Origin of the sequence: Shinella granuli (assembly GCF_004341885.1) — a bacterium.
GTDB lineage: Bacteria > Pseudomonadota > Alphaproteobacteria > Rhizobiales > Rhizobiaceae > Shinella > Shinella granuli.
In genome coordinates, this window is the sequence record NZ_SLVX01000001.1 from 643,825 (window position 1) to 664,076 (window position 20,252).

At 63.9% G+C, this 20,252-nt stretch carries 22 protein-coding genes; 8 read left to right on the top strand and 14 right to left on the bottom strand.

Annotated features, from left to right (window positions below; translation table 11 throughout):
- Positions 1 to 24 precede the first annotated feature (24 nt).
- The 3 genes from EV665_RS03040 to mgrA all read left to right on the top strand — a co-directional run bounded on the left by EV665_RS03040 (position 25) and on the right by mgrA (position 3,189).
- Positions 25 to 786 carry a sugar phosphate isomerase/epimerase family protein gene (locus tag EV665_RS03040; RefSeq protein ID WP_133033026.1) on the top strand — a complete coding sequence of 254 codons (762 nt, stop codon included), beginning with the start codon at positions 25 to 27 and terminating at the stop codon, positions 784 to 786.
- Positions 787 to 798: 12 nt separating this feature from the next.
- Positions 799 to 1,932, top strand: coding sequence for a Gfo/Idh/MocA family protein (locus EV665_RS03045; RefSeq protein ID WP_133033027.1), 1,134 nt, complete (start codon positions 799 to 801; stop codon positions 1,930 to 1,932).
- Between the two features lie 225 nt (positions 1,933 to 2,157).
- Entirely contained in the window at positions 2,158 to 3,189 is a 1,032-nt protein-coding gene (mgrA, locus tag EV665_RS03050; protein ID WP_064330311.1) for an L-glyceraldehyde 3-phosphate reductase, read from the top strand.
- 46 nt (positions 3,190 to 3,235) lie between these two features.
- On the opposite strand, the gene zigA is transcribed toward mgrA, so the two are convergent.
- Positions 3,236 to 4,441 (bottom strand): zinc metallochaperone GTPase ZigA, encoded by a 1,206-nt coding sequence (gene zigA / locus EV665_RS03055; RefSeq protein ID WP_133033028.1) that lies wholly within the window; start codon positions 4,439 to 4,441, stop codon positions 3,236 to 3,238.
- Positions 4,442 to 4,739: 298 nt separating this feature from the next.
- Positions 4,740 to 5,756, bottom strand: coding sequence for a zinc ABC transporter substrate-binding protein ZnuA (gene znuA, locus EV665_RS03060; protein WP_133033029.1), 1,017 nt, complete (start codon positions 5,754 to 5,756; stop codon positions 4,740 to 4,742).
- A 99-nt stretch (positions 5,757 to 5,855) separates the two neighbouring features.
- Between znuA and EV665_RS03065 the strand changes: the two genes are divergently transcribed.
- From EV665_RS03065 to EV665_RS03075, 3 genes are read left to right on the top strand one after another with little or no spacing between them, the layout of a single operon-like run.
- A complete protein-coding gene (locus EV665_RS03065) occupies positions 5,856 to 6,785 on the top strand; it encodes an ATP-binding cassette domain-containing protein (RefSeq protein ID WP_133033030.1) in 930 nt (309 codons plus the stop codon).
- Complete coding sequence (gene znuB / locus EV665_RS03070) at positions 6,778 to 7,608, top strand: zinc ABC transporter permease subunit ZnuB (protein WP_133033031.1); 831 nt, start codon at positions 6,778 to 6,780, stop codon at positions 7,606 to 7,608. The genes EV665_RS03065 and znuB overlap by 8 nt, the downstream gene beginning before the upstream one ends.
- Entirely contained in the window at positions 7,605 to 8,000 is a 396-nt protein-coding gene (locus tag EV665_RS03075) for a Fur family transcriptional regulator (RefSeq protein WP_133033032.1), read from the top strand. Before znuB ends, EV665_RS03075 begins: the two co-directional genes overlap by 4 nt.
- A 239-nt stretch (positions 8,001 to 8,239) precedes the next feature.
- Here EV665_RS03075 and EV665_RS03080 read toward each other — a convergent pair whose 3' ends face one another.
- Both EV665_RS03080 and EV665_RS03085 read right to left on the bottom strand, forming a co-directional pair.
- Positions 8,240 to 10,255: a caspase family protein gene (locus EV665_RS03080; RefSeq protein WP_133033033.1), complete on the bottom strand. Its 2,016-nt coding sequence runs from the start codon at positions 10,253 to 10,255 to the stop codon at positions 8,240 to 8,242.
- Between the two features lie 97 nt (positions 10,256 to 10,352).
- Entirely contained in the window at positions 10,353 to 10,880 is a 528-nt protein-coding gene (locus tag EV665_RS03085; RefSeq protein WP_133033034.1) for a gamma carbonic anhydrase family protein, read from the bottom strand.
- Positions 10,881 to 11,478: 598 nt separating this feature from the next.
- Between EV665_RS03085 and EV665_RS03095 the strand changes: the two genes are divergently transcribed.
- Together EV665_RS03095 and EV665_RS32185 are read left to right on the top strand one after the other, a co-directional pair.
- Positions 11,479 to 11,874, top strand: a complete 396-nt coding sequence (locus EV665_RS03095; protein ID WP_133033035.1) for a hypothetical protein — start codon at positions 11,479 to 11,481, stop codon at positions 11,872 to 11,874.
- A complete protein-coding gene (locus EV665_RS32185; RefSeq protein WP_162852950.1) occupies positions 11,871 to 12,023 on the top strand; it encodes a hypothetical protein in 153 nt (50 codons plus the stop codon). The genes EV665_RS03095 and EV665_RS32185 overlap by 4 nt, the downstream gene beginning before the upstream one ends.
- Before the next feature lie 466 nt (positions 12,024 to 12,489).
- Here EV665_RS32185 and EV665_RS03100 read toward each other — a convergent pair whose 3' ends face one another.
- From EV665_RS03100 to EV665_RS03145, 10 genes are all read right to left on the bottom strand, one after another.
- The gene (locus tag EV665_RS03100) at positions 12,490 to 12,762 is read right to left on the bottom strand and encodes a hypothetical protein (RefSeq protein WP_133033036.1); all 273 of its coding nucleotides are present in this window, start codon (positions 12,760 to 12,762) and stop codon (positions 12,490 to 12,492) included.
- On the bottom strand, positions 12,759 to 13,166 hold the full coding sequence (locus EV665_RS03105; RefSeq protein WP_133033037.1) for a hypothetical protein: 408 nt from the start codon (positions 13,164 to 13,166) through the stop codon (positions 12,759 to 12,761). Before EV665_RS03105 ends, EV665_RS03100 begins: the two co-directional genes overlap by 4 nt.
- Complete coding sequence (locus EV665_RS03110; protein ID WP_133033038.1) at positions 13,163 to 14,968, bottom strand: phage terminase large subunit family protein; 1,806 nt, start codon at positions 14,966 to 14,968, stop codon at positions 13,163 to 13,165. The genes EV665_RS03105 and EV665_RS03110 overlap by 4 nt, the downstream gene beginning before the upstream one ends.
- Positions 14,877 to 15,419 (bottom strand): hypothetical protein, encoded by a 543-nt coding sequence (locus tag EV665_RS03115; RefSeq protein ID WP_133033039.1) that lies wholly within the window; start codon positions 15,417 to 15,419, stop codon positions 14,877 to 14,879. Before EV665_RS03115 ends, EV665_RS03110 begins: the two co-directional genes overlap by 92 nt.
- 137 nt (positions 15,420 to 15,556) lie before the next feature.
- A complete protein-coding gene (locus tag EV665_RS03120) occupies positions 15,557 to 16,126 on the bottom strand; it encodes a hypothetical protein (protein WP_133033040.1) in 570 nt (189 codons plus the stop codon).
- Positions 16,127 to 16,129: 3 nt separating this feature from the next.
- A complete protein-coding gene (locus EV665_RS03125) occupies positions 16,130 to 16,660 on the bottom strand; it encodes a phage baseplate assembly protein V (protein ID WP_133033041.1) in 531 nt (176 codons plus the stop codon).
- Positions 16,660 to 18,960 carry a phage tail tape measure protein gene (locus tag EV665_RS03130; protein ID WP_162852951.1) on the bottom strand — a complete coding sequence of 767 codons (2,301 nt, stop codon included), beginning with the start codon at positions 18,958 to 18,960 and terminating at the stop codon, positions 16,660 to 16,662. The genes EV665_RS03125 and EV665_RS03130 overlap by 1 nt, the downstream gene beginning before the upstream one ends.
- Positions 18,961 to 19,080: 120 nt before the next feature.
- The gene (locus EV665_RS03135; protein ID WP_162852952.1) at positions 19,081 to 19,353 is read right to left on the bottom strand and encodes a phage tail assembly protein; all 273 of its coding nucleotides are present in this window, start codon (positions 19,351 to 19,353) and stop codon (positions 19,081 to 19,083) included.
- Positions 19,354 to 19,450: 97 nt separating this feature from the next.
- Positions 19,451 to 19,789 (bottom strand): hypothetical protein, encoded by a 339-nt coding sequence (locus tag EV665_RS03140; protein WP_133033044.1) that lies wholly within the window; start codon positions 19,787 to 19,789, stop codon positions 19,451 to 19,453.
- Positions 19,790 to 19,824: 35 nt separating this feature from the next.
- Positions 19,825 to 20,148, bottom strand: a complete 324-nt coding sequence (locus EV665_RS03145) for a DUF2190 family protein (RefSeq protein WP_133033045.1) — start codon at positions 20,146 to 20,148, stop codon at positions 19,825 to 19,827.
- Positions 20,149 to 20,252 lie beyond the last annotated feature (104 nt).

Below are 20,252 nucleotides of genomic sequence, written 5' to 3' on the forward strand. Positions count from 1 at the left end.
TTTCAGCAAGACGAGGAGTTCTTGATGCAGACGGTCAGTTTCCAGCTTTACAGCGCCCGCAACTTCCAGCCTTTTTCGCAGGTCTTCCGCATCCTTGCCGAGGCCGGCTACAAGCAGGTGGAAGGCTACGGCGCCCTCTATGCCGAGCTCGACGATGCCGCGATCCTTGCGGTGAAGGCCGACCTCGACGCGAACGGCCTCACCATGCCCACCGCCCATTTCAGCCTCGACATGCTGGAGGCGGAACCGGAGCGGGTGCTCGCCATCTGCCGTACGCTCGGCATTGCGGCGGTCTATTGCCCCTATCTCCTGCCGGAGGACCGCCCGACGGACGCCGCCGGCTGGCACGCCTTCGGCGCGCGTCTGCAGAAGGCCGGCGAACCGATCCGCAAGGCCGGCCTTACCTTCGGCTGGCACAATCACGACTTCGAGTTCTTCACGCTGCCCGACGGCACCGTGCCGCAGGACCATCTGTTCGCCGGCGGGCCGGACCTTGCCTGGGAGGCGGATATCGCCTGGATCATCCGCGGCGGCGCCGATCCCTTCGCCTGGATCCGGAAATACGGCGACCGCATCACCGCCGTGCATGTCAAGGACATCGCGCCGAAGGGCGAGAATGCGGAGGAGGACGGCTGGGCGGATGTCGGCCACGGCGTGGTGCCTTGGGGCGATCTCGCCAAGGCGCTCGCCGGCTCGCCCGTCAAACACTTCATCGTCGAGCACGACAATCCCAGGGACATCACCCGGCTCGCCACGCGCTCGATCGCGACCATCAAGGCATTCTGAGGACTGACCATCATGAGCAAGGAATACGGAGTCGGCATCATCGGCTGCGGCAACATATCGAGCGCCTATTTCAGGCTGATCCCGACCTTCAGGAACCTGAAGCTGGTCGCCTGTGCCGACATCAACCCCGCCGCGTCCAGGGCGCGGTCGGAGGAATTCGGCGTGGACGCGCAGGAGATCGACGCGCTGCTCGCCAATCCCGCCGTCGACGTCGTCGTCAACCTGACGGTGCCGGAGGCGCACTATCCGGTCTCGAAAAGGGCGCTGGAGGCGGGAAAGCACGTCTATTCCGAAAAACCCTTCGTGCTGACGCTGGGGCAGGGCGAGGACCTGCGCCGCATCGCCGATGCCCGCGGGCTGAAGGTCGGTTCGGCGCCGGATACCTATCTCGGCGGCGCGCACCAGTTCGTGCGCCATCTCATCGACAGCGGCACGGTCGGGAAGATCATGTCCGGCACCGCGCATGTGCTGGGGCCGGGCATGGAGAGCTGGCATCCCAACCCGGACTTCTTCTTCGCGCCGGGCGGCGGGCCGATCCTCGACATGGGGCCGTATTATGTCAACAACCTCGTCAACCTCGTCGGGCCGGTGCGGCGGGTCGTGGCGCTCGCCAACCGGGCGCATGAGGAGCGCACCATCGGCAACGGTCCGCGCCTCGGCGAGAGGGTGCCGGTGGCCGTCGCGACGAACATCCATGCCATCCTCGACTTTGCCAGCGGCGCGCAGGTCGCGCTGATGGCGAGCTGGGATGTCTGGGCGCATCGCCACCAGAACATGGAGCTCTACGGCACTGCGGGCGCCGTCTTCGTGCCCGACCCGAATTTCTTCGGCGGCACCGTTGAGGTCGCCGGTACGGACCGCGAGCCGAAGGCAGTGGAGGTCTGGGACCATCCGCTGACGGCGCAGAACTATGAGTTCGACTGGGGCCTGCAGGCGAACTACCGCGGCATCGGCCTTGCCGACATGATGGAGGCGGTGACGACCGGTCGCGACTATCGCTGCTCGCTCGATCGCTCGCTGCACACGATCGACGTCCTGACCGCGATCCTGCGTTCGGCCGAGGAGGGCAGGGCGATCGACATCGTGACGACCTGCACGCAGCCCGCGGCGCTGGGCATCGAGGAGGCTCGGGCGCTTTTGCGATGATATCCCCTGCGGCCCGCCCCTTAACCGGCCTGCCGGCCCCCTTTTCCCCGCAAGCGGGGAGAAGGGGATATGCCGCACCGTTTTCCCCAAGCAATACCCGCTCGTGAGGCACGTCCCCTTTTCCCGCCTGCGGGGAGAGGGGTAGGGTGAGGGGCGAATGCCTCTTGTCGCGATGCGCGCGAGAGCGGTATTGAGACTCGCCCATAAAGAACGAAGGAATTTATCATGGCCTGGCAGCCTGCGGACAACCGTTACGACACGATGACCTACAACCGGCTGGGACGGTCCGGCCTGAAGCTGCCGGCGATCTCGCTCGGGCTGTGGCATAATTTCGGCGACGACACGCCGCATGACCGCAAGGTCGACATGTGCCGCACGGCCTTCGACCTCGGCATCACCCATTTCGACCTCGCCAACAATTACGGCCCGCCGCCCGGCACGGCCGAAACCGCCTTCGGCGAGATCCTGCGCACGGATTTCGCCCATCTGCGCGATGAGCTGATCATCTCCTCGAAGGCCGGCTACGACATGTGGCCGGGTCCCTATGGCGAGTGGGGCAGCCGCAAGTACCTGATCGCCTCCTGCGACCAGAGCCTGAAGCGCATGGGCCTCGACTATGTCGACATCTTCTATTCCCACCGCTTCGACCCGGAGACGCCGCTGGAGGAGACCTGCGGCGCGCTCGACCATATCGTGCGCTCCGGCCGCGCGCTCTATGTCGGCATCTCCTCCTACAATTCGCAGCGCACCCGCGAGGCGGCGGCGATCCTGAAGGACCTCGGCACGCCCTGCATCATCCACCAGCCGAGCTATTCCATGCTCAACCGCTGGATCGAGACGGACGGCCTCGTCGATACGCTGGACGAGCTCGGCATCGGCTCCATCGTCTTCTCGCCGCTGGCGCAGGGCATGCTGACGACGAAATATCTCGGCGGCATCCCGGGCGACAGCCGCGCGGCGCTGAACCACTTCCTCAAGAAGGATTTCATCCGTCCCGAGATCATCGACAACATCCGCAAGCTGAACGAGATCGCCGAGCGGCGCGGCCAGACGCTGGCGCAGATGGCGATCGCCTGGGTGCTGCGCGGCGGGCGCATCACCTCCGCGCTGATCGGCGCCAGCCGCTCCGCGCAGATCGTCGACTGCGTCAAGGCGCTGGAGAAGCCGGACTTTACGGCGGAGGAACTGGCGGCGATCGACACCTACAGCCAGGGCGCGGACATCAACCTCTGGAAGAAGTCCGCCGAACTCGACTGACGGGATCGCTCGCCCGGCGGCAAGGCCGGGCGGGCTCCTCATCCTCTCATCCCGCCTGGCGAACCCAGAGCGGGAAGGGATCCGGCAGGTTCGCCCAGCGCGCCGGCTCGAAAGTGTCCGCCTCGACGAGACAGGTATCGAGCCGGCGGCGGAGCGCGGCTTCATCCATCGGGTCCGCGCCGATGAAGACGAGCTCCTGCCGCCGGTCGCCCCAGACGGGGTCCGACGCGCGGACGATGGCCTCGACCGCCGCCGGGTCCTGCGGCCAATGCGGGCGCGGCACGGCGGCCCACCACAGGCCGAGCCGGCCGCTGCGGACCAGCGCGCCCGCCTGGCTCAGTTCGCCGACATGCTGCGGCCGGGTGGCGAGCCAGAAGAAGCCCTTGGCGCGGATGCCGCCGGGCCAGCTCTCGTTAAGGAAGGCCTTGAACCGGGCCGGATGGAACGGCTTCCTCGCGCGGTAGACGAAGGCGCGGATGCCGTATTCCTCGGTCTCCGGCACATGGTCGCCGAAGCCATGCAGTTCCTTGAACCAGAGCGGGTGCTCGCTCGCCTTCTCGAAGTCGAAGCGGCCGGTGCCGAGGATGTCGGTGAGGTCGACGCGGCCGAAATCCGTTTCGATGATGCGGGCGGAGCTGTTGAGGCTGCCGACGATCTGGCGCGCGGCGCGCAGGTCGGCGGGGCTGGCCGCGCCGGTCTTGTTGATGACGACGACATCGGAAAACTCGATCTGCTCGACGAGCAGCTCCACCAGCGTGCGCGTATCGCCTTCGCCGGCCGTCTCGCCGCGGTCGGCGAGAAAGTCCTCGGAAGCGTAGTCCTTCAGCAGGTTGGCCGCGTCGACGACCGTCACCATCGTGTCCAGCCGGGCGACATCCGAAAGGCTCCGGCCGTTCTCGTCGCGGAAATCGAAGGTGGTGGCGACGGGCAGCGGCTCGGAAATGCCGCTCGATTCGATCAGCAGGTAGTCGAAGCGGTTCATCTCCGCCAGCCGGCGGACCTCGGCGAGGAGGTCGTCGCGCAGCGTGCAGCAGATGCAGCCGTTCGTCATCTCGACGAGCTGTTCGTCGGTGCGCGAAAGGTCCGCCCCGCCATCGCGGATGAGGGCGGCGTCGATGTTGACCTCGCTCATGTCGTTGACGATGACGGCGACGCGCAGGCCGCTGCGGTTGTTCAGCACATGATTGAGCAGCGTCGTCTTGCCGGCGCCGAGGAAGCCGGAGAGAACGGTGACGGGAAGGCGGTTGTCCATGATGTGATTGCCTTTAATGTTATACCATTACAATTGTGAGGCCGAAAAAGGCGGGATGCTCCCGCCTGGTTGCTCGTCGTCTGGCTCCGGCCGGGGCAGGGCGATTGCCCACGGGGAGAAGATGGGCCCCCCGGGTCTCGCCAAAGGCGAGCCCGAGGGCAGGCTCCGGGTCGGATAAGGGGCGCCTCGTACGAATCGGTTGCGCCTGCGCCACCCCCTCATCCGCCTGCCGCACCTTCTCCCCGCGGGAGAGAAGGGGGTGTGGCGGCAACGTCGAACTCCACGGGCGATCGTCCGCTCAGCTTGCCTGTCCGAGGCAATCGCGCAGCGACGTCGCGATGCTTCGCATCAGGGTGAAATAGAGGTCCGCGCCGGGCTCCAGCGTCGCGGCTTCCGGGTCGAGCGTGCCGGATTTCGCGTCGGTGCCTTCGATGACGACGTTCACCAGCTTGGGCTCGAACTGCGGCTCGGCGAAGACGCAGGTCGCGCCGAGCGTCTTCACCTTCTCGCGGATTTCCGTGAGGCGCGCGGCGCCGGGCATGGTTTCCGGGCTGACGGTGATGGAGCCGGCGGTGTTCACGCCGTAATGGTGCTCGAAATACTGATAGGCGTCATGGAAGACGATGAAGGGCTTGTCCTTCACGGGGGCGATGGTCGCGGCGATCTCCTTGTCGAGCGTGCCGAGCTTTTCGGTGAGGGCTGCTAGGTTTGCCTTGTAGGCGTCGGCATTGCCAGGATCCTTTTCCGACAGGACGCGGGCGGCTTCGGCGGCGATGGCGCGGGCATTGTCGGGGCTCAGCCAAAGATGCATGTCGAAGGCGCCGTGTTCGTGCCCTTCATGCCCGGCTTCGCCGGCATGGTCGCCTTCGGCTTCCTTGTCGTGGTCGTGGCCTTCCTCGCCGTGGGCGTGATCATGGCCGTCCTCGCCCTCATGCGCATGCGCCTCGAACGGGCCGCCTTCGCGGAAGGGCAGCTTTTCGAGGCCGGGCGCGTCCTCCAGCTCCACGACGGTCGCCTTGTCGCCGAGCGCTTCCAGCGGCTTTTCGAGGAAGGCTTCCAGGCCGTGGCCCACCCAGAAGACGACGTCGGCATCCTGCAGCGCCGCGGCATTGGACGGCTTCAGTGCGTAGGTGTGCGGCGAGGCACCGCCCTCGACGATCAAGGCCGGCTCGCCGACGCCCTGCATGATCGCGGCGACGAGCGAATGGATCGGCTTGATCGACACGACCACGTCCGGCGTTTCGGCCCGCGCGGCGATGGTGCCGGCGGAAAAGAGCGCGGTGGTGAGGAGGAGGGCGCGAACGGCCTTTTGCATGGGGATCTCCGTCTTGAATAGCAATGTAATGTTATTACATCAATTGCGTTATGCTATAACGTGTGCCATACCCAGACGCAACAGGCTTTTGGAAAAATGATGCTGCAGACCCCGACCAAGACCGTCCAGCCGCTCGTCTCGCTTGCGGGCGTCGGCGTGCGCCGCCAGGGCCGCTGGCTCGTGCGCGGCGTGGAATTCTCCATCGCGCCGGGCGAGATCGTCACGCTGATCGGCCCCAACGGTTCCGGCAAGTCCACCACCGCCAAGACGGCGATCGGCGTGCTCAAGGCCGACGAGGGCAGGGTGGAGCGCAAGGCTGGCCTCAAGGTCGGCTACGTGCCGCAGAAGCTGTCCGTCGACTGGACCATGCCGCTGACCGTCGACCGGCTGATGACGCTGACCTCGTCGCTGAAGGGCGCGGAGATCGACGCCGCGCTTGAGGCGACCGGCATCCGCCATCTCGCCCGCGCCGAGGTGCAGCACCTTTCGGGCGGCGAGTTCCAGCGCGCGCTGCTGGCCCGGGCGATTGCCCGCAAACCGGACCTCCTGGTGCTCGACGAGCCGGTGCAGGGCGTCGATTTTTCCGGCGAGATCGCGCTCTACGACCTCATCAAGACGATCCGCAACACCACCGGCTGCGGCATCCTGCTGATCTCGCACGATCTGCATGTGGTGATGGCGGAGACCGACACGGTCATCTGCCTCAACGGCCATGTCTGTTGCCGGGGCACGCCTGAGATCGTCAGCCAGAGCCCGGAATATCTGAAGCTCTTCGGCGCCCGCGCCGGCCAGACGCTCGCCTTCTACAACCACAACCACGACCATACGCACCTGCCGGACGGCCGCGTGCTGCATGCCGACGGCTCGATCACCGACGACTGCCGGCCGGAAGACGGGCGCCCCGTCGATATCCTGCCGACCGGCGGGCGGGCGGGGCCGATGCGCATCGGCCATGTGCATGGGCCGAACTGCGGCTGCGACCATGGACCGGCGCCGACCGACCGCGACGAGGAGCGGCGCAATGCTTGACGATTTCTTCATCCGTGCCCTCGTTGCCGGCGTGGGGCTGGCGATCACCGCCGGGCCGCTCGGCTGTTTCGTCGTCTGGCGGCGCATGGCCTATTTCGGCGACACGATGGCGCATTCGGCCCTGCTCGGCGTCGCGCTGTCGCTGCTGATGGAGTTCAACCTGCTGCTCTCCGTCTTCATCGTCGCCGCGTCCGTCTCGCTCCTCCTCATGCTGTTGCAGCGGCGCGGCACGCTTTCCACCGATGCGCTGCTCGGCATCCTCTCGCATGCGACGCTGGCGATCGGTCTCGTCATCGTCTCCTTCATGACCTGGGTGCGCATCGACCTCGTCGGCTTCCTGTTCGGTGACATTCTCGCCGTCACGCGCGCCGACGTGGACCTCGTCTGGGGTGGCGGCATCCTCGTCACCTTCGCCATCGTCTGGATGTGGCGCCCGCTGATCGCCTCGACGGTCAACCCGGAACTGGCGGAGGCGGAAGGCCTGCAGCCCGAACGCACGCGGCTTGCCTTCATGCTTCTGATGGCGCTGGTCATCGCCATCGCCATGAAGATCGTCGGCATCCTGCTGATCACCTCGCTGCTGATCATCCCCGCCGCCACCGCCCGGCGCTTTTCCACGAGCCCGGAGATCATGGCGGTGCTCGCCTCCGTCGTCGGGGCGCTCGCCGTCGTCGGCGGGCTCTTCGGTTCCTTGAAATTCGACACGCCCTCCGGTCCCTCGATCGTGGTTGCAGCACTGGCCCTGTTCATTCTAAGCCTGCTCACCAAGCCGAGGATGAGCGGAGCGGAACATTCGGCGGCAAGCCAGGGAGGTCGGGCATGACCACGCAACCATTGACGCGCAACCAGGGCCTCGTCTTCGACGTGCTGACGCATTCCGAAGGCCCGCTCAGCGCCTATTCGATCCTCGACAAGCTGCGCGACGACGGGTTTCGCGCGCCGCTGCAGGTCTACCGGGCCCTCGACAAGCTCCTGGAATTCGGCCTCGTGCACCGGCTCGAAAGCATCAATGCCTTCGTCGCCTGCGCCCATCCGGAGGAGGGCTGCCACGCCCACGGCATCACCGCCTTCACGATCTGCGAGACCTGCGGCAAGGTCACCGAGTTCCACGACCACGTCATCGAGGACCGGCTGAAGGGCTTTGCCAAGGACCGCAACTTCAAGACCGGCAAGACGACGATCGAGATCCGCGGCACCTGCGCGGGCTGTGCCTAGAGCATTTCCGCTTTTCTTCGAATCGCGGAAATGCCCTGCTCACGCTGAGCTGACGACGTCCGCGAACCTCTCCTGCGTCATGGTCGGGCTCGACCCGACCATCCATGCCGCGGGTGGAGCTTGGATCCTCGGGTCGAGCCCGAGGATGACGGAGCATTTGGAGCGATGGCTGTCATCGAACTGCATCCGTTTGTTTTTGCGTAAAGCCGCTCCGCACCCTTGCGGGGATCGCTCCCGGTTCAACTGGCCTTCTGGTTGAAGATCGCCTCGACGGCGCGAATGGTCGAAGGGCCGAACTGGCCGTCGAGCTGGCCGGTATAGACGCCGGCATCGGTCAGAATGCGCTGCAGCTCCTTGCGGAAGGCGAGCGACCAGGCGCGGCTGTTCTCCTTCACCTGCCGAAGTGAATCCTGGTGGCCGAGGCGAAGCGCCCGTTCGAACCAGCGGGCCGCCTCCTTCGGATCCGCGTCCTTGACATCCCCGTCGAGAAGCGCGGCGACATTGTGGACGCCGTATGTGTTGCCCTTGTCTGCGGCCATGCGATACCAGCGCATCGCCTCTTCCTTGTCCTTCTTCACCGTCCGGCCGTTTTCATAGAAGGTGCCGATATTGTTCATGCCCTGCGCGTCGCCCGCGGCGGCGGCCTTGCGGTACCAGCGCATGGCCTCGGCATCGTCGCGCTTGACGCCGCGGCCGTTTGCCAGCGCCCAGCCGAGATTTGTCATCGACGCGGCGCTCCCGCCATCGGCGGCCTTCCTGTACCAGGCGAACGCTTCCTTCAGGTCCTGTTTCACGCCGAGGCCAAGGTCGTAGAAGTCGCCGATATTCTGCATGGCAACGGCGATGCCGGCATCGGCGGACTTGCGGTACCATTCCAGCGCGGCGTTCAGATCCTCCGGCACGCCCTTGCCGTTGCGGTAGAGCAGGCCGACATTGTTCATTGCGAGGCCATTGCCGAGCTCGGCCGACTTGCGGAACCAGCGCATGGCCTCGGCATAATCCTGCGACGTGCCTTCCCCGTTCTCGTAGAGGATGGCGAGGTTGCGCATGGCCTGATGGTTGCCGAGATCGGCCGCCTTGCGGTATGCCGCCAGCGCTTCGGGAAAGCGGTTGCCGTGATCCAGCGACCGGCCGAGCTGGTAGAAGAAGCGCTTTTCCTGCGGATTGTCGCGGATCGCCGCCTCGCAGGCCGGGATGGCGCGGGCGAAGTCTATATCATAGAAGCCTATCGGCTTGGCGGAGGCGAGCTTGAACGGGTCGTTTTCGGCCGCCGCAAGGCGGTCGCACTCCGTTTCGCCCGTCGCCTCCTGCACGCTGACGACGGGCGCGAGATCGGCCATGCGCTGGCGGGCTATGTTGGCGAAAGCGCATGCCGGGAAAAGGCGCAGGTGATCCTCGAACATCACCTTGTCCTTGCTCTCGCGGATCTCGGCCCAGTGCGCCGCCGCATCCCGGCAGGGATCGTTGTGGCCGATCGTGCCGGAGGCATCGGGCGCCAATCCCTTGCCGAGCATGACCGTTTCGAACAGCGAGCCGGTCTTGAAGGGGCGCTGCTTGCCGCCCGTCGCCTCGAACACATCCTTGGCAACGGCCCTGAGCGCCGCTTCGACCTCGAGGCCCGGCACGACGAGATGGCGGGCGAGCGCCGTCGCATAGGGACTCATCGTGCCCTCGCCATCGAGCGCCACTTCGCCCGGCGCCGTGGCATAGCCGATCAGCATGTTGCTTTCCGCGCTGTCCACCCGCGCAAGGCCGCGGGTCGGAATGCCGCGGGTGGAGATCCGCTTCATGGAGGTCAGGAACGGGTTGTCGCGGCAGGCATCCAGCAGCACGAGCTTCAGCTTCGCGGCGCCCGCCAGCGCATGCAGCAGGTCGTCGAGCAGGATCGTCTCGTATTTGACGTCGCGGTCCGAGGCGAGCTTCGCATCGACCGGAATGAGGAAATTGTCGCCGTTCACCTCGATGCCGTGGCCGGAATAGTAGATGAGGCCGATATCGGCGCCGGTGACCTTCTCCTCGAAGGCGGCGAGCGCCGCCGACATCGCCGCGCGACCGGCATCCTGCAGCACCGTCACCTCGAAGCCGGCGCCTTCCAGCGTCGCCTTCATGGTCGTGATGTCATTGGGCGGGTTCTTCAGCACGGTCGCCGGCGCGGCATAGCCGGCATTGCCGATCAAAAGGGCGGCCTTGCGCTCGGCAAGGGCCGGCTGGCCGATGACGACGGCAAGAAACAGGATGGCGAGACGAAGCAGCATGGTCCCCTCACGCGGCCTTCATGGCGGGGAAAGTATGCCGCAACCTTGTCGTGCGGGGAAGTTTCGCCGGTGGATTTTTTCCGGTCGGATGCGTGCGTCAGAGCGCCTTGAGGCCGTTCTTGAAGCGCTGCCAGTTGCGCACATAGCTTTCGGCCGAGCGGTTGAGGCCGGCAATGGCGGCCTCGTCCAGCGTGCGGATGGCCTTGGCGGGGGAACCGACGATGAGGGAATTGTCCGGGAAGACCTTGCCCTCCGTCACCAGCGCATTGGCGCCGACGAGGCAGTTCCTGCCGATGACGGCGCCGTTCAGCACCGTCGCGCCCATGCCGACCAGGGAGTTGTCGCCGATCGTGCAGCCGTGGATGATGGCGCCGTGGCCGATCGTGCAGCCTTCGCCGATCGTCACCGGCTTGCCGGGATCGGTGTGCACGATGACGCCCTCCTGGATGTTCGAGCGCGCGCCGACGGTGATCGGCTCGTTGTCGCCGCGCAGCGTGGCGCCGAACCAGATGCCGACATCCGCGCCGAGCACCACGCGGCCGATGACATTCGCATCCGGCGCCACCCAGTAGCGCTCGCCTTCGGGAAGCGTCGGCTTCGTGTCGTCGAGGGCATAGAGCGGCATGGTATCCTCCGGCGGTCCTGATTCCTGTCGCCACTCTAGCACCCCGCCGGGCGGGCGGGGAAAGAGGCGAGGGTGGTTTTTTGGCCTGGGATGGAGTATGAGCCCGGCCATGACGAATGCAGCCACATTCTACCAGCAGGCCGTGTGCACGGGGACGAAGATTTTCGCGACCGCGCCGATGATCGACTGGATGGCCTGACCTGAAATTTAGGCGCTTGAGGCGGTGAGTCGTACTTCTCGTCGTACCGATGTCTGGCCGTTTACGGCTGCCTATCGCGTAGGCGTACGCCAGGGCCATTGCCGTTCTGGTCAATAAACATGATGCCCGCGGCCTCCAGGGCTGACCGTAGCTTTGCCCGAGTGGCAGAGTTTAGACCGCCCCGTTCATTCTCAAATCGCGTAATTGTAGCAGTCGTGACGCTGGCCATTTCGGCCAGCTCCCGCACGCCGATCTTCAGAGCTGCTCGCGCCATCCTCAGTTGACTGGAATCCATAGTTATCACCGTGTAGCAAATAATTGTTACGGGGTGTTGACTTTGGATTTGCCACCCTGTATCAAGTACCTATTACACGGTAACAAGTCAACGAGGAGCCCGCCATGCACACCCAGGCACACACCGACAGACGCCACCAGCCGCGCAGGCTGCTTCCGTTAAGACCTGCCGCGCAGGCCAACAATCCGGATACGATTACTCAAGACCTGAACCCCAGAACCATCCGGCTCGCTGAAGCTTTCTTCGACATCGAGGATGACATGAACATTGCGTTTCGCCAGTCGCGGCTTGCGGGGATCGCGCTGGAGCATGTCCTCGTCGAGGTGCGCGCCCTCAGCGAAATAGCGAAACAGCGCGGCGATGCCTGTACGGAGTATCATCTGCGACAGATCACCCGCGACCTGTCAGCAGTGTTCGATGCGGTCACGGAAGCGGACGGTGCTTCCGGTCGAATTGAACGCCGCTATTACGAAGCCGACAAATGCGAGGCCGCCGCATGACGCAGCTTATTTTCCGCGACGGCAGTCGCGCCGAACTCGTCGACCGCACCGCCGACCATGTGACCTACAAGCGCCCCGACGGGGTTTGTGTGACGCTGCCCATAGCTGACGTCCAAGCCGTTGTAGCCGGTGTCTTGACGACATTCTAGTTTTCCCGCCAGCCGTTCGCCGCATTGTCCGGCTGGCCTTTGCCCCAGCGCGCCTCATGGCGACGGGGCCTTTTATTCCAACACCGGGGAGCGCCCATCACCACCGTCGCCCACATCAGACGGGGCGCTCCCATACGGTATTAGGTCGGCCGATCGCCATGCGTAAACCTTGGAACGCCCGCCGGCTCAGCCGCTCGCCCTTCACGGGGCGGGCGGTTTTCGTTCTGCCTCGGCAGAAGGAGTTGTATCAAGCCGCCCACCCTGAAACCAAGAGGGGCGGAGATCGTAAAAGTGAGTCCGCAAAATCAAGTCGCCAAATTGGCGACTTGATTGAAGACAAGGTTGATCGCTTCACCAAAACCGCCGCCATCCCCTTGATTCTAAACGGCACGGATCGGTGCCATCCCCTTGAAAACAATCGATCCAAAATTGGATTGAGTGGTCCGCGCAGTTTTGCGCATACCCATCACCCCACCATCCGAAGCGCCGCTTCCAGATCCGGGCAGACGGGCCGCGCCAGCCCTCGTGTCGCCTCGACGGCCACGCGCAAGAGTTCGGCCTCCTGCACCGCACTGAGCGGCGCAGGGCGCGACGGCTCCCCGACTCGCGGGATCGACAGCACATACCCGTCACCGCGCCGTATCAAGGCGCACCCAGGAAGCACCAGTTCGCCGACTTCCGCCGTGAAGGTCGCCGCCACTCGGCCGCGCGCCTGATGTAGATTCGATATCTTGATCATGCGGCAAGCACCCTATGGAGACCTGCGTCGTCGCGCTCCGCCTTCACCGCCGTAACGCGTTCCAGCCAATTGGCAACGGCGGGCTTCTTGGTATCCTCAATTGGCGGGTCTTCATGCCTCCTCGGCCGCGGTGCGGTATACTCCAGCGAAATGCCACTCACGGCTCCGAACGCTGTTGCGGCCCGCTGGCCGATCTCCGTGCGAAGGTCATGCGCGAACCAGGCCGTTCGGCGATCATCCCGCGCAAGGCTGGGAAGAAGAAGCCATGCCTCATTCGGAAACTTATCTGGGCGCTGGAGCGTGAGGTCGCGGACCAGAACGATATCATCAAGCAAAACGTCGAAATGTGCGACATACCCCATGGTTCTGCCGTTGGTCTTGAAGTCCTTCAGTTCAATCTTCATCTCAATCCAATCCTTTCCATGAATGTCGGGCCGCTAGGTTTCTTCGGGCGGACCGTCTGCTTTGCTAATTCGGGCATGCGCAATACTTCTTCACGCGCATCCCAGTTCACGTTAATGAGTTCCTTGGCGGCGAAAGCGTAGATCGTTGTATCCAGAGCCTCGGCCATTTTTCCCTTAATCCGCTCCCACCGCCGGACCGGCTTGCCGCCGACGCGCCGCTCTATCATCCGCTCAGAAGCGAACTGCTCGAACCACACAAGAGGGAGGGATTTGGAGAACCGGACCGTCCGGCTCCGGGTGACCAGGGTGTAAAGGTGAGTCTTGAGGCTATCCACCCCGACGATCCACAAGCGGCCCTTGTTGGCCTTGGAACTACTCTTCGCAATGAATGGCCGCCGGCCGCCGTCGCCCTTGATGGCGAAGACCTTCTTGCGGAAGCGGGAGTAGCAATAGTCGTAGACCGTCTCCATGGTCGCCCCGTCACCGGAGTCAACGCATGTGGCCTCCACCCCTATCTCTCCGCCCAAGGGATGCTTCCATTTCTCAGCTAGAACCGCGTCCAGCTCTTGCCACGTCGAGTCCTCGGTGGGCAGCCCCCAGATGACCTTGTGGCCGAGAATGAAGGCGTTGCCGTCGCGGTCCCATCCGATGAATGTCACCTCGAGGCGGTCCTTGCGCTGCACGTCCACACCGGCTGTTACGGCCAAGACTTCCGGCGGTAGGTCATCCAGGGAGAAGTCCTCGGCCGATGCGGCAAGCGCGTCTTCGTCAAACTCCTCCCCTTCCTCCTGCCACGGTTCGCCGAGCGCCGTGTTGATGAAAGCCTTCAGCTTGTCCGGCCTGCCCTGCGCGTCCTCCCATTCCTTCGCGAGAACGGGCCATGCCGCCTTGCGCAAGGGACTGATAAGCGCATTGAGCCGGTATCCGGCATGACCCGTCACCTCGGGCTTGGTGATGCGCCAGCGCCCCTTGGCCACCATCGGCCCCTTATGGGTCTCAGGCGTTTCGGTGCCGCAGGACGGGCACCACCAAGCCGCCTTGGATCGATCGCCCTTCGGCCAGCGAATGTCCTTCCAATGAAGCTCATGGAAATCGCCGCAATGCGGACAAGGGACTTCATAGACGCGCTGGTCCGAGTCCTCCCATCCGCTCATGATATGGCTGGATCCAACCTTGACCGGCGTGGACCCCATGATGATCTTGCGGTTGTCGAAGGTCTTGGTTCGCACAATAGCGAGATCGACTGGGGAGCCCTCCTTGGTCTCCTCCATGGCGTCCACCTCATCGATGATGAGGACGCGCGCGTTGTGGCTTCGGAGGTTCGCTTCGGACGTGGCGGCGACGGCCTTCAGCCACCCGCCGGGGAATACCCGGTGAAGGAGCCGGTTTCGCTTGCTCTTGCCTTTCTTCTCCGCCAGGCACGCCGCCAAGTTCGGCGAGGCGGCAAAGGTCGGGTCCATTTGGGACACAATGAGCGTGCGGGCGTCTTCCTCGCGCGGCAGGAGGCAAAGGACCGTGGCCGGGTCATTGGCCACGTAGGAACCGATGACGCCGCTGAGCAACGTGCTGTAGCCGACCCGCGCCGCCTTCAATACCGAGACGCGCTCATAGGCGGGGTCGCCCATGGAGTCGGCAATCTCGCGCTGAAAGGGGAATAGGCGAATAGGACCGGGTTGCGCCGCCACTTCCGGCGGCAGGCGGATTTCTTGTTCAATCCACCGGGAGAGTTGAAGTTTCGGCGGCGGGCGAAGAGCGTTCATCGCCTTCGTCACCGTCTGCGCCAAGAGGCCGGAGAGGATCATCAGCTAGGCCCGTCAATGCGCGGCGAACCTCGGCGTCAAGCACGGCCTCCTGGTCCGGCGTTAGGCCGAATTCCTGAGAGAGGCGCGGGACGATGGCGAGGACTCCAAGCCGCGTGTTTGTCTGGATGTGTGACCACCCGAAAAGAACCTCATCGGCCGCGAGCAATTCGCCCCGCAGCTTCGCGTTCTTGATGGCCATGTTGTCGGCGCGCTCTTTGGATTCGCGGGCGCGCTCTTTGGTCAGGTCGAGCACCGACTCCTCACCGCCTCGTCCGGCAGAGACCTGCCGAAGGTGGGTGACGTAGTTCGCAATGGTCGCCTTGATGTCATAGCGGCCACGGGCTTCCCTGACCGCAATTCCACGGTCAGCCAAATCCCGCACCAAGCGTTCGGACGCGCCTATCCAGTCAGCGGCCTCGCGGGCGCTAACTATCAATTTCTGTGATGGCAACGGAAGCCCCTATAAATAAAGTTGATAGGGCGAAATCTCGGGGTCGCGCTCACCCGCTCCCCCCTCGGCGGGGAGGACCCGCCCTCAGGACGACCGGAGTGTTGCATTCGCGTAACACTCCGGTCCTGCCATGTAGGTCACCCCAAAAGCTTCTTGATGACCTTCTCGACGCGCGCCTGAAGGAGCGGTGCCGCCACTTTCTGGAACGCCTCAGCCGTGGCCCCAGCCGTCATCTCTTGAGGGATGATCACGCCCGAGCGTGCGAAGGTGATGCGCGTGCCACGGCTATTGATCCTGCGCATGACATGCCCGTTCCACTCAGGCACCGGGGTACGGTTGGGGAATGCGCCGCCCTTCATGAATGCGCCTGGGTATTCCGTGGTCACGCCGAAGGGCTTGGCGACAACACCGTCTTCTGTTTCTTTCGGCTTCAGGTACTTGAGGCGGATGTTGCCGCCTCGCGTCTTCATGTCATAGGTGAGCTTCCCCGGCCTTGCCTGACTGGGGTTTCCTACCGCCGCAACGATGACCCTGCGGTCAAGGCCCGTCTGCTTGGTCAGGGTGCGGATGACGACGGTCTTGGCCTTGTCACCGGTTTTATTGATTTCCTGCGGCAAGACCTTCGGGAACTGGGTCTGAAGCTGGACTATCTGCCGCTCGAACTTTTTGAGGGCGTCATCCGCCCATTTCAGGGTTATGTCGGCCATGAGCTACACCGCATATACGCGGCTTGCCGCGCCAACAGCGGTATCACCGTCGCTATCCGCGTCACCTTTTCGGTGGACAAGCTGACCGCCTTCGCCCCCAAGGTGGAGCTCACCATCCAGCACGATTTTCGCGGCCTTCATGGTGATGCCGCCGCCGGAGAATTCTAGAGTCGAGTCACCGCACTTCAGCCGGAGAGGGACGTTAGCGTCGTTCTCGCGGGCGTTCGCCTCGCTGTAGGTGGAGAAGTCCACCACGGCGCTGGTCAAGTCGCCGGCGTCGGAAACTACGTCAACCTGCTCGCCGACGGCATGGACAACGTCGAGCTTGACGTTACCGGCCCCGATGGTCTTCGCCTTGATCCATGGCGTAAGATAGGGCACGCCGCCCTGGCGTGAGAGCTCAACGCGGTAGCGGCCCTTATCGTCGGGGCCTTCGGCAACCGTTCCGGTGCGGCGGCGGTTTGCGGAGCGCCGCTCCAATTCCTGAATGCGCTCCCCCATGGAGCGGATGAGGCTTTCTAGGTTTCGTGCCATTAGGTATAGGTCCCGTCTTCGAGTGCAAAGCCGCACGCGCCCTCAAGTCGGCCAATCAGGTAGTCTCCCACCTTGTCCGAGATATCGCGTGCGAGTGCCTGGGGGTCGCTCCCCGTGGCCTGTGTGTGGATGTTGATTGTTGGCGAGATCGTCGGGCTAATGGTGACCGTCTTGCTGCCGGCCCTGGCCTGACCCCCGCGCGCGGCCGCTGACCCTGCGGCAGCGGCGTTATAGGCTTCGTTGGTGGAGATCACCCCGGAACGGCCCGGCGTGAAGAGTTCGCGGCCCTTTTCGTTCACCTCATAGGTATGCCCCGCCTTGACCGGGCCGCCGCGAGCGCGGTGTCCCGAAATGACAGGTTCGGAAGAGGTGGTCGTGGTGGTCGAACCGCCGGAGGGTTCAGAGGAATCGCCGTAGCCTAGCAGGCCCTTAATCGTCCCGGTCAGGTCCGTGGTGATGTTGTCCCTGATCCGCGCCGGAATGGTTTTTACCCATTCAATCATGGCCTCGACCTTGGAGACCATGCCGTCCCAAAGGCTCTGGATCATTTCCGCGCCGGCATCGAAGAGGGCTTTGCCGCCCTCTTTGAACGCCGCCACAATCTTCTTGGTCACCGCAAACGCGTTGTCCTCGACCACCATTTCATGTTGGCGCGTCAGGTCCTCTTTAGCGAAAATGCTGCCGAGCCAAGAGGAGAGTTCCTTCACCTGTTCCCAGGCCCATTTCGCGCCGTCACCTATGGCCTCGAAGCTTGGGGCAAAGTGGTCAAGGACCGGCTGCAGAAGGTCAATGACGGGCTTTAGCTCGTCCCCAAGGGCGCGGGCAACACCCGTGACGATGCTGCTGATCCTGTCCCATTTTGCCCACAAGTAGGTGCCAGCGCCACCGATCACGGCGAGACCGGCACCGATTGCCAGGAGCGCTGGAGCGGACACAGTGGCCACGGCAGCGCCAAGAGCGGTGAGGCCGGACGATACGCCCGTCAGGATCGCAGAAGCGCCGCCAAGTGCCCCGATGCCCGCCGACAGGACGGAGCCGAATGCGAAGAGACCAGCGAAGCGCAAGGCAGTGACGGCAATGCGCAGGGCGATGAAGGCGCTCGTGATACCGACAATCGCCTGGGTGGCCACGGGGAAGCGGCGAGCGAGATCCGATATGTCAGTGACAATCGGACCGATCTTGTCGAGGATGCCATTGAGTGCCGGCAGGAGGGCATCGCCTACCGAAATCGCCAGGTCATTGACTCTATTTTTGAATCCTTGGATGGCGTTGGCGGTGCGCTTGGAAGCGATGGCAAACTCGGCGTTGGCCGATCCAGCATATTTGGCCTCATCGCTGACAAGCGCCAGCGTGTCGGCAAGCAAGTTGCCGTTGCTGATCAGGGGCGCGAGGGCGCGGGCCTCATTTCCGAAGATCTCGGAGATGGTCGAGGCGCGTAGAGCGGAGGGCAACTTATTTATGCGTTTGAGCACGTCTTGCAACGTGCCCATGGCGTCCACCTGCATCGACTTGGCGACAGCCTTGGCATTCAGGCCAATGGACTTGAACGCCTTGTTCGTCTTGGGCGTGGCGCTTGCGCCCTTCGTCAGCGCCCGTCCTACATTGAGAATCGATGTGGCGGCAACGTCCGCGCCGAAGCCAGCGCCGGTCATGGCGGCGCCAAGGGCCGCGACATGCTCGGCTGTCATGCCGAATTGGCTAGCCGACGGCGCAACGGAGCGAACCACGTCCAGGATCTGGGGGGCGCTCGCGGCACTGTTGTTCCCGAGATGGTTGATCGCGTCGGCGAGAAGGCCCGTGTCCTTGAGCGAGCGGCCAAGGGCCGTCTTCAATTCCGCCATGGCCTGACCGGCATCGCCCGCGCTAATGTCCCACGCCACGCCAACCTTTGCCGCCATCTCTGTGAACTTCATGAGTTCATTGGTGGCGATACCGGACTGGCCGGCGGCGGCAACGATTTGGGCAAGGCCGTCGGCGGCGACTGGAATTTCCATCGACATTTTGCGGATGTCGAGACCCATCTGCTTGAAGGCGGCAGGGGATTCGAAGTTCACCACCTTCGCAATGTCGCTCATTGAGCTTTCGAAGTTGATGGCCGCTTTGATCGGTGCCGTGAGCGACTGCGCCAGGACGTAGCCCATCCCAGCCGCATCGACCATCGCACCGCGCGCGGCATTCATCCGGGCCGCGTTCGCAGCAGCGGCGGCATTGAGACGGCCGACCGCGCTGGATATGGCACGGCTCGGCCCTGTCAAGCGGTCGACAAGACCCACTATGAGTCTAGAGGTGATGTCACTCATCGTTGCCACCATTCTTCTTGTTCAACCACCGGATGGCGGCGTGGAAATAGTCGAGCGCCTTGTCCGGCGGCATAGCCTCCACCTCGCCAATCGAGGTGGAGAGCTCTGCGCAGATGACGGTTACGACGTCGATCCAGTCGCCGTCGATTCTTCGAACCCCGCCAAAAAAGGGGCAGCCGCCTCGCTCGCCCCCTTGAAGTCCAGGAGGTCCATGCCCTTGATGACCTGAATGGGCACGTCGGCGATGGCGGCGATAATGGCAACGGACTGGGTCATCTCGCCCTTCACGGCATCGACAACCATGAGGTCACCAACCTTCGCGGTGCGGAAAGTCAGCGTGGAGTAGGTCTTGTTATTGTGCTCGACGGGCGTCTTGAGAGTGTAGGTGGTCATGATTGTTCCTTTCGGATGGCGCACGTCCTCGCCGCCCGGAGGGCGTGAGGGACGGCGCGGGAGATTGAGGTGGAGAATTCGTCGGCGATGATGGCCGTTAGGCTTCCCTGAGTTCCAGAAGAAGGATGCCGGAGTGCCGGTCATTCACCTTGGAGACTTCATACCAGGGCGTGCCTGGGCGGGCGTTCGCGCGAACCCTGGTCTTTTCGGAAGCCGTGTTTGGCACGAAAAGGGAAGGATAGCGGGACCGGTCGATGACAAGGTAGTGGGTTGATGCGGCGATGGCCGACAACATTCCGCTTCCAAGCGTGAATGCGCCGTCAAGGCCGGGATGGTGCAGGATTGCCTGAATGTCCTGAAGGGGGCGAGCCGGATCGACCACCCCGTTCTTGAAGAAGGACAACCTCACCGCCTCCTGATAGGCGGTGAAGATCATCCTGTCATTCATGGCCTCAAGATCGCGCCACCCCATTAGATGGAGAGCCGGACGCGCCCCTTGGCAGAGGGGTTAGCCGCAACGGCAACGGCATGACCGATTGCCACGTTATCTGTGGAGACCGTGGTGGCCACACCGGCAGAGGTGCCGTAAATTTTCTGGCCGACGGTCCACGCCTGAGCGCTGGTTTTGCCAAGCTCCCAAACCCCGGAGGTCTTGATTTCCACGTCGGCACCGGACGCGGCGTCGGTGATGGCCACACCGGCAAGTTCGCCGACAACTACAAGGTCACCGCTTGCAACGGTGGCCGGTGCCGGAACCGTGATGGTGTCGCCGGCCTGAATAAGGTTCTTCGCCATGTTCTAATAAGAGCTGGCTCGGGAAATCTGCACAGCGGGGATAAGTGGAGTTTCTGCCTGACTTCGGCTTAGATGCCGGGAACAGGAGAGACCATGACGAGACG

Coding starts and splice junctions, on each gene's coding strand:
- EV665_RS32185 (WP_162852950.1), top strand. CDS start 11,871: ATGACGCAGCTTATTTTCCGCGACGGCAGTCGCGCCGAACTCGTCGAC.
- EV665_RS03130 (WP_162852951.1), bottom strand. CDS start 18,960: ATGAGTGACATCACCTCTAGACTCATAGTGGGTCTTGTCGACCGCTTG.
- EV665_RS03120 (WP_133033040.1), bottom strand. CDS start 16,126: ATGGCCGACATAACCCTGAAATGGGCGGATGACGCCCTCAAAAAGTTC.
- znuA (WP_133033029.1), bottom strand. CDS start 5,756: ATGCAAAAGGCCGTTCGCGCCCTCCTCCTCACCACCGCGCTCTTTTCC.
- mgrA (WP_064330311.1), top strand. CDS start 2,158: ATGGCCTGGCAGCCTGCGGACAACCGTTACGACACGATGACCTACAAC.
- EV665_RS03045 (WP_133033027.1), top strand. CDS start 799: ATGAGCAAGGAATACGGAGTCGGCATCATCGGCTGCGGCAACATATCG.
- EV665_RS03135 (WP_162852952.1), bottom strand. CDS start 19,353: ATGACCACCTACACTCTCAAGACGCCCGTCGAGCACAATAACAAGACC.
- zigA (WP_133033028.1), bottom strand. CDS start 4,441: ATGGACAACCGCCTTCCCGTCACCGTTCTCTCCGGCTTCCTCGGCGCC.
- EV665_RS03080 (WP_133033033.1), bottom strand. CDS start 10,255: ATGCTGCTTCGTCTCGCCATCCTGTTTCTTGCCGTCGTCATCGGCCAG.
- EV665_RS03075 (WP_133033032.1), top strand. CDS start 7,605: ATGACCACGCAACCATTGACGCGCAACCAGGGCCTCGTCTTCGACGTG.
- EV665_RS03145 (WP_133033045.1), bottom strand. CDS start 20,148: ATGGCGAAGAACCTTATTCAGGCCGGCGACACCATCACGGTTCCGGCA.
- EV665_RS03125 (WP_133033041.1), bottom strand. CDS start 16,660: ATGGCACGAAACCTAGAAAGCCTCATCCGCTCCATGGGGGAGCGCATT.
- EV665_RS03040 (WP_133033026.1), top strand. CDS start 25: ATGCAGACGGTCAGTTTCCAGCTTTACAGCGCCCGCAACTTCCAGCCT.
- EV665_RS03085 (WP_133033034.1), bottom strand. CDS start 10,880: ATGCCGCTCTATGCCCTCGACGACACGAAGCCGACGCTTCCCGAAGGC.
- EV665_RS03095 (WP_133033035.1), top strand. CDS start 11,479: ATGCACACCCAGGCACACACCGACAGACGCCACCAGCCGCGCAGGCTG.
- EV665_RS03100 (WP_133033036.1), bottom strand. CDS start 12,762: ATGATCAAGATATCGAATCTACATCAGGCGCGCGGCCGAGTGGCGGCG.
- EV665_RS03140 (WP_133033044.1), bottom strand. CDS start 19,789: ATGATCTTCACCGCCTATCAGGAGGCGGTGAGGTTGTCCTTCTTCAAG.
- EV665_RS03065 (WP_133033030.1), top strand. CDS start 5,856: ATGCTGCAGACCCCGACCAAGACCGTCCAGCCGCTCGTCTCGCTTGCG.
- EV665_RS03110 (WP_133033038.1), bottom strand. CDS start 14,968: ATGATCCTCTCCGGCCTCTTGGCGCAGACGGTGACGAAGGCGATGAAC.
- EV665_RS03105 (WP_133033037.1), bottom strand. CDS start 13,166: ATGAAGATTGAACTGAAGGACTTCAAGACCAACGGCAGAACCATGGGG.
- znuB (WP_133033031.1), top strand. CDS start 6,778: ATGCTTGACGATTTCTTCATCCGTGCCCTCGTTGCCGGCGTGGGGCTG.